This is a genomic window from Acinetobacter sp. (assembly GCF_041911495.1).
Taxonomy (GTDB): Bacteria; Pseudomonadota; Gammaproteobacteria; order Pseudomonadales; family Moraxellaceae; genus Acinetobacter.
The window spans coordinates 47,133-62,094 of sequence record NZ_JAYROT010000062.1 but is presented as its reverse complement, the minus strand read 5'-3'; the positions used below and the strand labels follow the sequence as shown (position 1 = coordinate 62,094).

Here is a 14,962-nt window from a genome sequence, read left to right as displayed (position 1 = left end):
GATTTCTCCCTGAATTTTTCATTGCCAAAAGGTTTCAATCTATCGCACTATATTTCGCAAACATTGAATTGAATTAAATTGAAACCGAACGCACTTGCCCAGATTCGACACAATACATTTGATACGGCAACTGGATCTCATCCATAAAGTGTTGCACGGCTTGTTGATCTAAAGTGGTGAGGAAAACCTGACTACCTAATTGATGCAAACGGCGTATTAATCGTTGTTGTGCCTGCGTATCGAGCTCTGCGGTTAGATCATCCAATAATACCACAGTTTCCTTATTTGAGCGATTTAAAAGGGCGATTTGCGCCAGTTTCAGCGCCACGATCAGTAGCTTCTTTTGCCCACGTGACAACACTTCTTCGGCATCACCAATTGGCGTTTTAAAGCGTAAATCGGCACGATGCACGCCATAATTTGTAGTACGTCGATCAATGTCTTTTTGTAGACTTTGCGCAAGATGTTCAGATAATCCTAACTCAGTCGAAAATCCTGCCAAATATTCCAGTTCAATCTCTAAATGTGGCAAGAGTAATTTGAGTTCTGCTTGTACATCCGCTTGCCATTGACCCACGATGAGTTCACGTAATAAATGAATCTGCTCGCCAGAAGTCGCCAATAATTGATCCCACGTTTTGACTTGTTCACGACTGACAGGATAGCTTTTGAGTAGGCTATTCCGTTGTTTCAACGCTCTTGCATAGTTTTGCCACACCGCAAAAAAATCAGGTTCCACGTGAAACATGAGCCAATCTAACATTTGTCGACGAGGTTTTGCACCATGATCGATAATGTCTGTACTTTGTGGCTCGATCACTTGCACAGGAAGCAATTTTGCCATTTGACCTTGTGTTGCCACACTATCGCCATTGACCCGCATGGTCTGTTCGCCACTACTGAGTTTTTGCAAACCAATACGATACTCTTGCGACTGCGCATAGATCATGGTGTCGGCTTGATGATATTGGATATAGTGTTTTGGAATATGGGTACGAAAAGAACGCCCTGTGGCAAGCAAATGAATCGCTTCGAGAACTGAGGTTTTACCTGAACCATTTGCGCCATAAAAAATATTAAACGGTTGCAAGTCGTGCATTGCAACCGTTTGGATATTTCGAAGTCGTTCGATACGCAGTTTTTGCAACAGCATTAGGCGATTAGACTCGCATTGGCATCACAACATATGTTTGTGCAGGCTGATTTGGATCTTGAATCAATACTGATTGATTGGATTCTGACATTTGCATTTGCACATCGTCGCCATCCAATACATTCACCACATCAAGCAAATATTGCGCATTAAAAGACATTTCTAAAGTATCACCTTGATATTGCATGGCAAAATCTTCAACCGCTTCATCTTGCTCTGGGTTATTGGCTTTAAGCTGTAATACGTCTGCATTAAAAGTTAAAAATACTCCACGCAATTTTTCATTACTCAAAATCGCCACACGCTGCAAAGTTTGCTTAAAGGCATCATGTGCCAAGGTTGCAATTTTGTCGCCACCTTTTGGAATCACTCGACGATAATCAGGGAATTTTCCATCGATTAACTTGGTAGTGAAACGTACTACGATTGCTAATTCATTGTCTTTGCTTGGCTGTTCAATCGTCACATTGAGCAATTCACGACCAATCAAAATCGTTAACGGTAAATCTTCCACCGTTAACAGACGTTGTAATTCGCCCACCGCTTTACGAGGTACAATCGCTTGTTGCACTTCATTTGTATTCGATGTTGCAGTCGCTTCAGACAATGCCAAACGGTGCCCATCTGTCGTCACTGCACGTAACTGATTTTGTTCGATTTCTAGCAGAGTACCTGTCAAATAAAAACGTACATCTTGCACCGCCATGGCAAAAGCAGTTTTTTCAAACAAATGCTTTAACGCCACTTGCGACACTTGTACTTCAGTGCCTTGTGTCGATTCATTGTTGAGCAATGGATAATCTTCTGCAGGCAAAGTGCCGAGCACAAAACGGCTCTGACCAGACACCAATACACAACGCTGATCATCGGTCACTTGCAAATCAAGCAAAGCTGAATTCGGTAAAGATTTGCAGATATCCATCAGCTTACGTGCAGGTACTGTACTTTCACCCGCTTGGATACATGCACCAGCTTCTAGCGCAGTACTCGCCACCAGCTCCACTTCAAGATCTGACCCTGTGATTGTTAATTCTGATTCGTTCACTTGGATTTTGATATTGGACAAAATATTCATGGTATGACGACGCTCAACAGCCCCCATCACATGGGTCAATACATTGAGTAAAGTTTCTTTCGCGATCTTTAAATGAAGGCTAGTCATGAGTCAAAATCCAAATTTTAAGCAATGTTTAATCAATATCGAACGTTTAATAATGTTTGATGCGACTTGATAGAAATGAATGCTCAATCTAAGCATATTCAAGGACAATTGACAATTGATAATTTATTGCATTTTAAATGATGAAATACAATAAATTACCACTTTTCATAAAGATAATTATTTGAATTTTAAATATAAATTAAAGTTACTAATTTAACTTTGTAGTAAGCGATGTAGATTTTTATAGTCATCATTAAAGCTTGGGTCTTCATTGCGCAGACTTTGTACTTTTTCGCAGGCATGCATCACCGTACTATGGTCACGTCCACCAAATGCCATGCCAATTTCAGGATAACTATCACCTGTGAGTTCACGTGCTAAACCCATCGCCATCTGACGAGGTCGTGCGTAGATACGTGTCCGCTTTGGACCTGTCAATTCTTTGAGTGGAATACGGAAATATTCACAGACCACTTTTTGAATATTTTCAACACTGATATTCCGTGCACGGATTGCAAGTACATCTTTGAGCGACTCACGCACCACTTCCAAATCAATCGCTGAACCACGAAAACGCGCCGTTGCAACCACACGGTTTAACGCACCTTCAAGCTCACGTACATTCGCTACCACTTGCTGCGCAATAAACAAAGCACAATTGCGTGGTAAATCAATCTCGCTACTTTCTGCTTTTTTCAGCAAAATTTCAGTACGCGTTTCAATATCTGGGGGTTCTACACCGACTGATAAACCCCAAGAAAACCGTGAAACTAGACGTGGATCAAGCTCAGTTAACTCTTTAGGATAGCGATCTGAGGTGAGAATAATCTGTTTAGATTCATCAAGTAAGGCATTAAATGTATAGAAAAATTCTTGTAAGCTCGCTTCTTTGCCTGCCAAAAGATGAATATCATCAACGAGCATCAAATCCAGTGAACGACAATTTTTCTTAAATTCTTCAATTTTTTTACGTTGTAAGGCACTGACAAAATCCTGTACAAAACTTTCCGCAGTCATGTACATCACTTTTGCATTCGGTTTTAGTTGCAATAACGCATTACCTACTGCTTGCATCAAATGCGTTTTACCCAAGCCAGTCGGTCCATATAAGAATAATGGATTGTGATCATCCGCACCCAACTTAGTGAGGACTTTACGACAAGCATCTGCCGCCATTTGGTTGGAACGACCTTCAACAAATAAATTAAAGTTCAATGCAGGATTAAGCTGACGCACTTTTGTTGGTTTTGCAGTGTCATTTGATGTTGCTTTTGGAATAACTGGCGGACTTTGTAATGCAGAAGTTGTGGTCGCAGGAGTTTCTTGCTTGGTTAAAATATCTTTACCTGGACTAGATCCTACCAACACTTCGACTTGACGCACACGTCCTTCTGAGATTTGCTCAACCATGATCGAAATGATTTCATGATAATCCTTTTCAATATGACTCTTCCAATATGGACTCGGCACATACAGTTTTAAGCAATCTGAGTGTTCTTCTGCCTCAAGTGGTCTAATCCACATGGTGAAGTGGTTATCAGACACATGCTTTCTTAAGCGTTCTAAACATTCTGCCCAAAGCATTAATGTCTCCCAATCCCTAACTATCTTTTTAAATTCAAAAAACGACCAATGCCCGACTTGTATTTAGCGGGGTAGCCATTCTAACCAAGTTCAATCACGCTGTCATAAGTCAATCGGTGCGAATGCATAAATTATCCACAATTAAATGAATTTAAATTCATAAACCATAATGTGGATAACTATTTCCTCAACCTGTGGATAAAATAACACGAAAACTTATCCACAATTTACCATTTTTAGATAAACATAGTTATACACAACTCATCTCATTGAATAATCTAAATATAAAGTCATATTCCACAGGGAAAACGCTACTTAATAATAATAAATTTAAATTTTAAGTTTATAAATTTAAATTTAGATCTGCATTGTATTGTGAACAACTGCACTATAGAAACTGACAATAACTTAGTTATCAAAGTTGTTAAAAGCAGGAAATAAAATGAGAGAATTTCTAAGTTTATGATTTATATTTATTAAATAAAGGGTAATGTGTATTTTAACTTCTAAAGTTTGAAACTTAGAGCTTCGCGAAGAACTTTGAAAATCGCAGATCAAAGACTCACCTTTTTGAGTTTAAAACGACTTAAAAACGACTTAAAGTTTTACTTTGCAGTCTTATTCATGTCTTACTCTGGACTTCTTAGATCAATAACAGTGTGGACTTCAGTAATGAAGTATTGTAAAAAAGAGTACAGATAGCGTTAAGATTCGATTGGTGCTTTGAATTTAAAAATCAATGCTTAGCCTATATAGTCTGTTTTTTTGAATTTAAATTCAAAAAAACACATCGGTTTGTGGAAAACTTATCCCAAATCTGTATTTTTTGCATTGACAGTTATGGCTGAGATGCATAAAATTGCGCACCTTTAATACAGAACATTGATTTGGAGTTTCGACATGAAACGTACATTCCAACCAAGTGAATTGAAACGTAAACGTGTTCACGGTTTCCGCGCTCGTATGGCTACAAAAGCTGGTCGTCAAGTGCTTGCTCGTCGTCGTGCAAAAGGTCGTCACAGCTTAACAGTATAATCTTTGTATTATACTGTTTCTGCTGACTAAAGCTTTGCTTGATGAGTTGCTAAAGCTCGATCAAAGCTAGCGATTTGAATAAATTGTGAAGTCGTATGACACGTTATCCTTTTGGAGCAGAACAGCGATTATTGTGCGCTAAAGATTTTTCAGGCGTATTTGATCACACTTTATTTAAAGTTCACCAGCCTAGCTTTTTGATCCTTGCAACAGCAAAGCCATCTACTGCTTCGGCACGTATTGGCTTGGTGGTTGCAAAAAAGAAAGTTCGACGTGCGCACGAGAGAAATCGTGTTAAGCGTATTAGCCGTGAAAGCTTTCGTTTACATCAACGAGATTTGACGGGCTTAGATATTGTGGTCTTACCCAAAGTGGGTATAGAGCACATACCTAATGCAGATTTGCATCAACAATTACAATTGGCATGGCAGAAGTTATCTAAACAATTTGCCAAACATCGGCGCCAAAATTCTCCACTTCCTGCTTCGACTCCATCTGTCTCGACTCCATCTGTTTCGAATCAGTAGAGTATTAGCCAATGCAAAAATTTCTTCATTGGTGTATCCGATTTTATCAAATTGCGATTAGTCCATTACTCGGACCGCGTTGTCGTTATATTCCAACATGCTCTCAGTATGCGATTGAAGCAATCCAACTTCATGGTGCAACAAAAGGTGTGTATTATAGCGCCAAACGTATTTGTCGATGTCATCCGTGGGGCGGTTATGGCTATGATCCTGTACCGAAAAAGCCTTTCCGATGTATTTCGTTGCAACTTTCTGATTCTCAAATCTCTTACGTTTATGTACCCTTGCGTGAACGTCAAAAAAATTCAACTGTTTTTAATCATTTAGGGTAAACATTATGCAACAATGGGCTCGATTTGCGATTCTCGGCGCCATGTTTGTGACGGCTTATTTGCTCATCTTGGCATGGCAAAAGGATTATGGTGGCGCACAAGCTGAAACAGCACAACAAGCTGTCGCAGTACAAAGTGCAAATACATCATCATCTGATATTCCATCTGGACAAGCGCAAGCGACAACAACGGCTACGGATATTCCGCAAGCCACCACTGCACAAGCAAATACACCAGTAGCGACGACTGCCAATTCTCAGCAATTGGTGACGGTTGCAACAGATATGTACAATGTCTGGATCGATCCAAAAGGTGGCGATATTGTGCGTTTGGAGCTGTTGTCACATGACAAGAGCAAAGACAGTGATCAGCCTTTTGTGATGTTGCATAATGACAAAAATATCTATGTAGCGCAGTCTGGTTTGATTGGTGCGGATGGACCTGATAGCCGTAGTCGTCCGATGTATGAAGTTGATAAAAACAGCTATAGCATCGACGAAGCACAATCAACAGTCACCAAGGACGATACAGCACATAAAGTGCTTGAAGTACCAATGGTGTACAAAACTTCTGATGGCGTAGAAATTTTTAAAATTTTTAAATTTACTTCAGGTGAATATCCGATTCAGGTGACACATCGTATCGTCAACCGTAGCGCAGGCAACTGGCAAGGTCAGATGTTTGGTCAGCTGAAACGTGACGACGCTGCCGATCCTGGTAAATCTGATCAAGGGATTTTCACCTTAGGCACCTTCTTAGGTGGTGCTTGGGGTACGCCTGAAGAACATTATAACAAGTTGAAATTTGCCAATTTCAATGAAGAAAAATTGAATGTCCAAGCCAAAGAAGCTTGGGTAGCGATTGTTCAACATTATTTTGTTTCGGCTTGGGTTCCTGATAAGAGTTACACCGCACAATTAGAATCACGCAATATCAATGATATGCATATCATTGGTTTCCGTTCGCCATTGGTGAATGTGCCTGCGGGCAAACAATTCGATATCAGTGCGACTTTGTATTCTGGTCCAAAAATCCAATCTGAACTGAAAGAATTGGCAACGGGTCTGAACCAAACTGTAGACTATGGTTGGTTGTGGCCGATTGCAAAACTCTTGTTCTGGGGCTTGGAATTCTTCCATAACATCGTGGGCAACTGGGGCTGGGCAATTGTCTTATTGACCATTTTAGTCAAATTGATCTTATGGCCATTATCTGCAAAAAGCTATCGCTCAATGGCGAAGATGCGTGTCATCGCACCTGAAATGCAACGCATGAAAGAAGAGTTTGGCGATGACCGTATGCGCTTCTCGCAAGAGATGATGGCGCTGTATAAACGTGAACAGGTCAATCCGTTGTCAGGCTGTTTACCGCTATTGATGCAGATGCCAATTTTCCTTGCCTTGTATTGGGTATTGATGGAAAGTGTCGAGCTGCGTCATGCGCCGTGGATATTGTGGATTCAAGATTTATCGGCGATGGATCCGTGGTTTATTTTGCCACTGATCATGGGTGCAACCATGTATTTCCAACAGATGTTGAACCCACAACCGACCGATCCAATGCAAGCGAAAGTATTCCGTTTGATGCCGATTATTTTCACTGTATTCTTGTTGTTCTTCCCTGCAGGACTAGTGCTGTACTGGATCGTCAACAACTTGATTACTATCGCGCAGCAATGGTTTATCAATAAGAGTGCTGAAAAACAAGGTTTAAGTACCACAACTGCTAAATAGTAGTTTGTCTTGAAGCAGATCAACCGTCTAGGATTTCTAGGCGGTTTTTTAATGCTGGCTATCAATGCCAATTCATGAAAAAATCATTTAACTTATTTTGTTGTAAATCAAGCGAATCTCACCATGAGCCAATCCAACACGCCAATTCAAGCCACTCAACCCACGATTGCAGCGATAGCAACACCATCGGGGCGTGGCGGTGTCGGGCTGATTCGTTTATCAGGCTCAAAATCTTTTCAAATCGCTGAGGCACTGACGCAGAAAAAATTGCCTGAACTGCGTATGGCTGGATTTCGTCAGTTTTTTGATGAAACAGGGGAAGTGCTTGATGAAGGTTTGATTCTATGCTTTGCCAATCCATCTTCATTCACAGGGGAAGATGTGGTTGAGATTCAAGGGCATGGTGGTGTAGTCATTCTCAACACCTTGCTTGCTCGGGTTTTGTCGCTTGGTGCAACGGCTGCCAAAGCAGGCGAATTTTCCATGCGTGCTTTTGAAAATGGCAAAATGGATTTGGTCCAAGCCGAAGCCATAGCCGATTTGATTGATGCGACTTCACAGGCGGCGGCACGTTCTGCGGTGCGCTCATTACAAGGTGCTTTTTCACTACGAGTCAATGAGGTCTTAGAAAAACTCATTCATCTGCGTCTACACGTTGAAGCAGCGATTGATTTTCCTGAAGAAGAAATTGATTTTCTTGCAGATGGACGGATTTTAGCCTTATTGGAAGAAGTGCAATCTTCGGTGAAACAAGTGCAACTTTCTGCCAAGCAAGGGCAATTGCTTCGTGAAGGTTTGCAAGTGGTGATCGCAGGTAAACCCAATGCAGGCAAATCAAGTCTACTCAATGCCTTAGCAGGCAATGATCGTGCGATTGTCACCGATATTGCAGGGACAACGCGTGATGTATTACATGAAAAAATCAGCTTAAATGGTTTACCGATTACCCTGACTGATACCGCAGGATTGCGTGATACAGGCGATGTGGTGGAGCAAGAGGGCATTCGTCGTGCCTATAAAGAGATTGCGCAGGCTGATTTACGTTTGTTTGTCTATGACATGAGTGCAGAGCAACAGCCGATTGCATTAGCACAGCAATTTTTTGCGGAATATATCGATCCGAAGCATCTGATCTTGATTGCCAATAAAAGTGATTTAAGCAATGCGACACCGCAAGTGGACAGTTTAAATGGTTACAAACGGGTGATTTTATCGGCGAAACAACAGCTTGGTATTAATGAGTTAATTGAAGTCATTACCCAATATGCAGGTTTTCAACCTGAAGAGGATAGCTTTATTGCTCGGACACGACACTTAGATGCCATGCAACGCACGCAGGCTTATCTCGCAGAAGCAAGAGAACAGCTTGTAGAGTATCATGCGGGGGAATTGGTGGCGGAGTCGCTCAGACTTGCTCAAAACGCCTTAGGCGAGATTACAGGCGAATTTAGCGCAGATGATTTGCTTGGGAAAATCTTTGGATCGTTCTGTATTGGGAAATGATATAAATCTTTGAGTGAGATATGAACCGAACCTAATATTTTTCAATGAAGCAAAGTCTAGCAAGGTGGTCTAACTCTATAGAATTCAGGATGTTCAGGCACAAATTTAAATTTACTTTTAAATTTTATTTGGGTCTTAGGAAGCTAAAGTGGATTATTTCGTAAGGCGGATTCAAGCGGCAAGTGCAACAGTATAAAAACCAGCCATAACTTCACTCGGTGTATACCAACCTAGTGTTTTTCTAGGACGATGGTTGAGTGCAAATTCTATCTGCTCTATTTGTTCGTTTGACACGTTATCAAACGATGATGATTTTGGCAGATATTGACGGATTAAACCATTCGTATTTTCATTTCTAGCTCGCTGAATAGACTTGTAAGGATCAGCAAAATACGTCTCTATGCCAACATCAGTAATTCTTTTGTGTTCGGAAAATTCTTTGCCATTATCAAATGTCACACTATAAGCATGGCTCATTTGTAAACGATCTAATGCACAAGTAATCGTTTGAGATGATGCTCTCGTTGGCCCTAAATGAACAATATGTACATACAGGCTCTTTCGATCAACGAGAGTCAATAAAGCACCTTTATGATGTTTACCAATCACCGTATCACCTTCGAAATCTCCTAAACGTTGTCGTTGATCAATGACCTGGTCTCTGCAGTGAATACTTGTTTTATCAATGATTTGACCCCTACGATCCGTGTTTTTGTAACCTCGTTTTCGATATTTCTTCTGATGCCTTAAGTGTAGATGAAGTTTACCTCCTTGTGATTTATCTTGATAAATGTACTGGTAAATCCACTCATGTGAAGGTACATCTAGCCAACCGCGTTGTGTTAAAGCACCTGAAATTTGTTCTGGCGACCAGTCCAAGCCAATTAAGTAATCAATATAAGCGAAGGCAAATGCTGTCATGGGTGATGAAGGACGGTACCGTCTTTGACTTGCAAATTTCGCTGCCTGTTGAGCTCTATATCCACGTTGCCCAGTATTTCTTTTTATTTCACGGTAGATGGTTGATCGTGAACGTCCTAACTCCCGAGCAAGGGTAGCGATTGAACTTTTACTTTTCAAAGTGGCATAAATTTCGTATCTTTCATCTTGAGAAAGTTGGGTGTATTTCTTCATTGTGTGCTTTCCAATTGCGAGTTGAAAAAGTCTAATGATTCTATAAATACACCTAACTTTTTCAACTAACTACAAATGTGTTGCACTTGGGATTTGAATCTGCGACGAAAAAAAACCGCTCATGAGAGCGGTTTTTTTTAGCGAGTATGGCTTAGAAACGGTGTTTCGCAGCGATACCAAATGTATTGTAGTCGTTGTCACTGTCACCAGTATCACCGAAGCCTACACGACCTTCAAGACTGGTTTGTTGTGAAATAAACTTACGTGCATTGATACCGAATTCACTGTTATCAGTTAAATCATTGCTATAGTAATCTGCACCTATACTAAAGGTGTTGTCGATGAAGTAATCAGCAGCAAGGTTATATTCATCCAAATCACCGAATGCTGCGCCTGCTTCAAGATTTACAGCATTATCGCCGATTTGCGTGACATATTTCGCACGAAGTGTAGGGTCTACACCATCGTTGTCACGGTCATCTTCATAACCTTTGACACCTGCAGCGATCAACAAGTTTGGTACTGGTAAGTAACCAACTTCAACGCCATAAGTTGTCAAATCGTTATCAGAATCTTCATCATCATTTTCAAATTTATTTTGAGCGACATTACCACCGATGAAGAAGTCTGAGTTTGGTACAAAGTATTCTACGCCAGCGCCATAACGGTTATGCTCTTCATCATCGCCTTGATCTTGGAAAGTTGCGCTAACAGACACATTACTTGCACGGTTTACAAAAGCTGCTTCTGCAAGTGGTGCATTTTTGTCTTGAACTGGATTGAAGTAGTACGTACCACCCAAATCAAATTGGCTACCAGAGTCGCCATTGTCAGGGTCCAGATAGCCTGCGCCTGCACCAACTTCAAATTGATATGCATTGGCATTGATCATCGCAAGAGAAGTAGATGCTGCAAGAATGGCAGTAGCAAGAGTTAACTTATTCATAATATCCTCCAAATTTTGGAATTCACATTTTTTGTTACATTTTCTAGTTTAAGAGTTATTTTTATCTCGTCAAATCGACTTGGTTAAGTCGTGTAAGGTAAGTAGCAACTTCTGTAACAATGTTGAAATATTAAATTATAACTAATTGAAAATATTGATATAATAATAATGTAAAGATTCATCAATGAATTGTTATGCTATGTATACCATGCTTTTTTTGATGAAATATTCATCAATAGTTTCAATTTTTATGGACAAACTTTGATACGATTTTTGAAATATTTGCAATTTTTAATGAAATTTTCGAAATGTGCATTTCCTATTTTAATACACGATTTCGAATGATGAGCTTGGATGCTTAGTGTGCTAAAATATGCGCTAATTTTTTTGTGTTGTGACAGTTTAAGTTATGGAAATTAATCCTTTTGTACTTCGATTAAAAGATTTGACCGATCGTGGCGATATGTTACGGGGGTATCTTTGACTACGATCTAAAGAAAGAACGCTTAGAAGAAGTCTTGCGTGAATTAGAAGATCCTGCGATTTGGAACGATCAAGCGCGTGCGCAAGCCATCGCCAAAGAAAAAGGCGCTTTGGAAAATAGTGTTGGTGTCTTAGATCAGCTCGCTGAGCAATTGGTCGATGCACAGGCAATGCTCGATTTGGCAGTAGAAGCAGAAGATGAAAGCCTGCTCGAAGATGTCACTGCAGAACTTGATACCGCAGAACAAGCCTTAGAAAAATTAGAATTCCAACGCATGTTTAGCAATCCGATGGATCCGAATCCGTGTTTCGTTGAGATTCAATCAGGTTCTGGTGGTACAGAGGCGCAGGATTGGGCATCGATGCTACTACGGATGTATATGCGTTGGATTGAGCGTCATGGCTTCAAAGCCGATTTGATGGAAGTTTCTGACGGTGATGTGGCAGGGATTAAGTCTGCAACGATCCGTGTCGATGGTGAGTTTGCCTATGGCTGGTTGCGTACTGAGTCTGGTGTGCATCGTCTGGTGCGTAAGTCACCATTTGACAGTAATAATAACCGTCATACCTCGTTCTCTGCGGTATTTGTTTCGCCTGAGATTGATGACAATATCGAGATTGATATTAATCCAGCCGATGTGCGGACTGATACCTATCGTGCCTCGGGTGCAGGTGGTCAGCACATTAACAAAACTGATTCGGCAGTGCGTCTGACTCATGCGCCAACAGGCATCGTGGTGGCGTGCCAAAACCAGCGTTCACAACATGCCAACCGTGATGCAGCGTGGAAACAGCTTCGTGCAAAACTCTATGAATTAGAGATGAAAAAGCGGAATGAAGCAGCGCAAGCCCTCGAAGATACCAAGTCAGACATCGGTTGGGGTAGTCAGATTCGCTCTTATGTGTTGGATGATTCACGCATCAAAGATTTGCGCACCAATATTGAAACCTCAAATACCAAAGCGGTATTAGATGGTGATTTGGATAAATTTATTGAAGCGAGTTTAAAGCAAGGATTGTAAAAAAATTCGAGTGAAATCTTTTTTCACAAATTAAATATTAAATAAATTCAGCATCTTGAATTTATATCGTAAAAAATAGATTTAAATATCGAAAAATTACGATATATTGTATTCAGGTGCTGAATTAATTGATTCATTTCGATCATTGATAGAGATTTATGGATACCGAGGCAATATTTAAGGCGCTGGCAAACCCAGTGCGTCGACAGATTTTACAGTGGTTACGTGCACCTGAGCAGTATCTCCCTGTAGAATTACACGACTATATTGTGCCAGGCAGTATGTGTGCAGGGCATATCGAACGACTCGGTGGTGTGTCGCAATCGACCATGTCCAATCATCTCTCGGTGTTGCAACAAGCAGGTCTAATCACTGTGCATAAACGTGGACAATGGTCATACTTCACCCGCAATGAAGACTTAATTCAGCAATTTATCGCATACTTAAAAGACGCATTGTAAGTCGTCATGTGAGGTCAAAATGGCTAAGTTAAATACACCGTTACAAGTTGGTGATGTAGAGATTTCAAATCGTTTGGTGCTTTCACCATTGACGCGTACACGTTCTGGCGAGATTCGTGTCCCGAATGATCTGAACGTCGAATATTATCGGCAACGTGCCAATGCAGGATTGATGCTCACCGAAGCGATTGTGATCAGTCCAACGGCTGTCGGCTATGAACACACCCCTGGCTTATATAATGCAGAACAAGTTGCAGGCTGGAAAAAAGTCGTCGATGCAGTACATGAGCAAGGTTCAAAAATTTTTGCTCAGCTATGGCATGTGGGACGTATTTCTCATTCAGACTTGTTAAATGGTGACACACCTGTTTCTGCAAGTGCAGTGCAAGCTGATGGTCATGTCAGTTTGCTTCGTCCGAAACGTCCATATGAAACGCCACGTCCATTATCGATCGATGAAATCAAAAGCATTGTACAAGACTATAAAAATGCCGCAGCACTTGCCAAACAAGCAGGCTTCGATGGCGTAGAACTACATGCTGCCAACGGTTATTTGATTGATCAATTCTTACAAAGCTCAACCAATCTGCGTGATGATGAATATGGTGGTGCGATCGAAAATCGTGCGCGTTTATTGCTAGAAGTGGTTGATACCTTTATCGAAGTATGGGGTGCAGGTCGAGTCGGTGTACATCTTGCACCACGTATGGATGCGCACGACATGGGTGATGCCAACCCAAGTGAAACTTTTGGCTATGTCGTAGAACAACTCAGTCAGCGTGGCATCGCATTTATTTTTGCCCGTGAATATCAAGCTGAAGATAGCTTGAGTCCAGAGCTTCGTGCCAAGTTTAAAGGTGTTTGGATCGCCAATGAAAAGCTCACCGCTGAATCTGCAAAACAAATCCTTGCTGAGGGCAAAGCCGATGCAGTAGCATTTGGTTTAGCCTATATCGCCAATCCTGATCTTTACCAGCGTTTACTTGAGAATGCACCGTTGAATCAAGTTAATCCAGAAACCTTGTACGGACGTACTGCCGAAGGTTATACCGACTATCCTGTTTTGGAAAAAGCAGACGCTTAATTGTTACTTATGATTTTTATCTAAAAAGCTCATCATTAAGGCAATCTTGGTGGTGAGCTTTTATTGCATATTTACTAAATGTTTCACGTGAAACATCGAGATATGTCTATACTGTATCCTGTCATCCAGCAGAGAATAATAAAAGGCAGCGGTGAAAATGGAAAAAGCCATCAGTTTAATTGCTACTTGCGCCTTACTGAGTGCTTGCGTCACAGCAAACGATCTATTGTATCTGGGTTTAGGCTTTAACAGCTATGAAAATACCCCAGTGATTTTGACTCACTATGCGATGGAAATGCCATTGGCAGAAACGCCACCGATGCTCATTGCAGGTGCAGCAGATCAATCCATGTCGGAGCGTAATGGAGGCGGGGCAGGAAATAGTGTGCTTTCACCACCAAAAGATGTCGGTCGAGATGGGCAATGGCAAGTGTCTGCGCAGTGGATCGAGTTGATGACCAATAGAGCTTATCGTGCCACACTAACTGTACCAATTAAGGACATCAATATTGAACATGGCGGTTATGTCTTTACCCCGATTTTTGGTCCAAATGGCTTGATGATGATTGGCTCGGACAAAGTCGGCTTAGATGAAAGCTATCGTCGTAATATCGCTGCGGTGTGTGGCGAGCGTGTGCCGTCAGCCGATGCAGAGTGGAAAGACAAGCAAGGCATTTTACCCGGTATAGAGATTATTCTGCCGAAAATTCCAAAACCTGAGGCTTATACAGACTGTCGAATTCCAGCGCTGATAAAGAAAAAATAAAAAGAAACAAATAAAACTGTGCAGATGAAAAAGCCCT

General features: G+C 41.1%; 14 protein-coding genes. 9 read left to right on the top strand and 5 right to left on the bottom strand.

Annotation, left to right across the window (positions count from 1 at the left end):
* Window positions 1-73: 73 nt before the first annotated feature.
* The 3 genes from recF to dnaA all read right to left on the bottom strand — a co-directional run bounded on the left by recF (window position 74) and on the right by dnaA (window position 3,899).
* Window positions 74-1,153 carry a DNA replication/repair protein RecF gene (gene recF, locus ACE3PQ_RS08375; protein WP_374296869.1) on the bottom strand — a complete coding sequence of 360 codons (1,080 nt, stop codon included), beginning with the start codon at window positions 1,151-1,153 and terminating at the stop codon, window positions 74-76.
* Between the two features lie 7 nt (window positions 1,154-1,160).
* The gene (dnaN, locus tag ACE3PQ_RS08370; protein WP_374296866.1) at window positions 1,161-2,315 is read right to left on the bottom strand and encodes a DNA polymerase III subunit beta; all 1,155 of its coding nucleotides are present in this window, start codon (window positions 2,313-2,315) and stop codon (window positions 1,161-1,163) included.
* Between the two features lie 213 nt (window positions 2,316-2,528).
* A complete protein-coding gene (dnaA, locus tag ACE3PQ_RS08365) occupies window positions 2,529-3,899 on the bottom strand; it encodes a chromosomal replication initiator protein DnaA (RefSeq protein WP_374296864.1) in 1,371 nt (456 codons plus the stop codon).
* A gap of 900 nt (window positions 3,900-4,799) precedes the next feature.
* Between dnaA and rpmH the strand changes: the two genes are divergently transcribed.
* The 5 genes from rpmH to mnmE all read left to right on the top strand — a co-directional run bounded on the left by rpmH (window position 4,800) and on the right by mnmE (window position 9,029).
* Window positions 4,800-4,934: a 50S ribosomal protein L34 gene (rpmH, locus tag ACE3PQ_RS08360; RefSeq protein WP_000831329.1), complete on the top strand. Its 135-nt coding sequence runs from the start codon at window positions 4,800-4,802 to the stop codon at window positions 4,932-4,934.
* Window positions 4,935-5,029: 95 nt separating this feature from the next.
* Entirely contained in the window at window positions 5,030-5,461 is a 432-nt protein-coding gene (rnpA, locus tag ACE3PQ_RS08355; RefSeq protein WP_374296862.1) for a ribonuclease P protein component, read from the top strand.
* A gap of 11 nt (window positions 5,462-5,472) precedes the next feature.
* Window positions 5,473-5,793, top strand: a complete 321-nt coding sequence (yidD, locus tag ACE3PQ_RS08350; RefSeq protein WP_374296860.1) for a membrane protein insertion efficiency factor YidD — start codon at window positions 5,473-5,475, stop codon at window positions 5,791-5,793.
* Window positions 5,794-5,798: 5 nt separating this feature from the next.
* A complete protein-coding gene (gene yidC / locus ACE3PQ_RS08345) occupies window positions 5,799-7,526 on the top strand; it encodes a membrane protein insertase YidC (RefSeq protein ID WP_374296858.1) in 1,728 nt (575 codons plus the stop codon).
* A gap of 123 nt (window positions 7,527-7,649) precedes the next feature.
* Window positions 7,650-9,029: a tRNA uridine-5-carboxymethylaminomethyl(34) synthesis GTPase MnmE gene (gene mnmE, locus ACE3PQ_RS08340; protein WP_374296856.1), complete on the top strand. Its 1,380-nt coding sequence runs from the start codon at window positions 7,650-7,652 to the stop codon at window positions 9,027-9,029.
* A gap of 171 nt (window positions 9,030-9,200) precedes the next feature.
* Here the strand turns inward: mnmE and ACE3PQ_RS08335 are convergent, their stop codons facing one another.
* Window positions 9,201-10,163: an IS30 family transposase gene (locus tag ACE3PQ_RS08335; protein WP_374296854.1), complete on the bottom strand. Its 963-nt coding sequence runs from the start codon at window positions 10,161-10,163 to the stop codon at window positions 9,201-9,203.
* A gap of 151 nt (window positions 10,164-10,314) precedes the next feature.
* The gene (locus ACE3PQ_RS08330; protein WP_374296852.1) at window positions 10,315-11,109 is read right to left on the bottom strand and encodes a putative porin; all 795 of its coding nucleotides are present in this window, start codon (window positions 11,107-11,109) and stop codon (window positions 10,315-10,317) included.
* A gap of 409 nt (window positions 11,110-11,518) precedes the next feature.
* Between ACE3PQ_RS08330 and prfB the strand changes: the two genes are divergently transcribed.
* From prfB to ACE3PQ_RS08310, 4 genes are all read left to right on the top strand, one after another.
* Window positions 11,519-12,614 (top strand): peptide chain release factor 2 gene (gene prfB / locus ACE3PQ_RS08325; protein WP_241571879.1). Its coding sequence is split into 2 segments (ribosomal slippage): window positions 11,519-11,590 and window positions 11,592-12,614, totalling 1,095 coding nucleotides; the frame shifts between segments, so codons are not numbered across the junction.
* Window positions 12,615-12,772: 158 nt separating this feature from the next.
* Window positions 12,773-13,075 (top strand): ArsR/SmtB family transcription factor, encoded by a 303-nt coding sequence (locus ACE3PQ_RS08320; RefSeq protein WP_374296849.1) that lies wholly within the window; start codon window positions 12,773-12,775, stop codon window positions 13,073-13,075.
* Window positions 13,076-13,094: 19 nt separating this feature from the next.
* Window positions 13,095-14,159: an alkene reductase gene (locus tag ACE3PQ_RS08315; protein WP_374296847.1), complete on the top strand. Its 1,065-nt coding sequence runs from the start codon at window positions 13,095-13,097 to the stop codon at window positions 14,157-14,159.
* A gap of 157 nt (window positions 14,160-14,316) precedes the next feature.
* Complete coding sequence (locus tag ACE3PQ_RS08310; RefSeq protein ID WP_374296845.1) at window positions 14,317-14,925, top strand: hypothetical protein; 609 nt, start codon at window positions 14,317-14,319, stop codon at window positions 14,923-14,925.
* Window positions 14,926-14,962 lie beyond the last annotated feature (37 nt).

What these genes read in the sequence shown, in the direction of transcription:
- recF (WP_374296869.1), bottom strand. Translation starts at nt 1,153, where the DNA reads ATGCTGTTGCAAAAACTGCGTATCGAACGACTTCGAAATATCCAAACG.
- dnaN (WP_374296866.1), bottom strand. Translation starts at nt 2,315, where the DNA reads ATGACTAGCCTTCATTTAAAGATCGCGAAAGAAACTTTACTCAATGTA.
- dnaA (WP_374296864.1), bottom strand. Translation starts at nt 3,899, where the DNA reads ATGCTTTGGGCAGAATGTTTAGAACGCTTAAGAAAGCATGTGTCTGAT.
- rpmH (WP_000831329.1), top strand. Translation starts at nt 4,800, where the DNA reads ATGAAACGTACATTCCAACCAAGTGAATTGAAACGTAAACGTGTTCAC.
- rnpA (WP_374296862.1), top strand. Translation starts at nt 5,030, where the DNA reads ATGACACGTTATCCTTTTGGAGCAGAACAGCGATTATTGTGCGCTAAA.
- yidD (WP_374296860.1), top strand. Translation starts at nt 5,473, where the DNA reads ATGCAAAAATTTCTTCATTGGTGTATCCGATTTTATCAAATTGCGATT.
- yidC (WP_374296858.1), top strand. Translation starts at nt 5,799, where the DNA reads ATGCAACAATGGGCTCGATTTGCGATTCTCGGCGCCATGTTTGTGACG.
- mnmE (WP_374296856.1), top strand. Translation starts at nt 7,650, where the DNA reads ATGAGCCAATCCAACACGCCAATTCAAGCCACTCAACCCACGATTGCA.
- ACE3PQ_RS08335 (WP_374296854.1), bottom strand. Translation starts at nt 10,163, where the DNA reads ATGAAGAAATACACCCAACTTTCTCAAGATGAAAGATACGAAATTTAT.
- ACE3PQ_RS08330 (WP_374296852.1), bottom strand. Translation starts at nt 11,109, where the DNA reads ATGAATAAGTTAACTCTTGCTACTGCCATTCTTGCAGCATCTACTTCT.
- ACE3PQ_RS08320 (WP_374296849.1), top strand. Translation starts at nt 12,773, where the DNA reads ATGGATACCGAGGCAATATTTAAGGCGCTGGCAAACCCAGTGCGTCGA.
- ACE3PQ_RS08315 (WP_374296847.1), top strand. Translation starts at nt 13,095, where the DNA reads ATGGCTAAGTTAAATACACCGTTACAAGTTGGTGATGTAGAGATTTCA.
- ACE3PQ_RS08310 (WP_374296845.1), top strand. Translation starts at nt 14,317, where the DNA reads ATGGAAAAAGCCATCAGTTTAATTGCTACTTGCGCCTTACTGAGTGCT.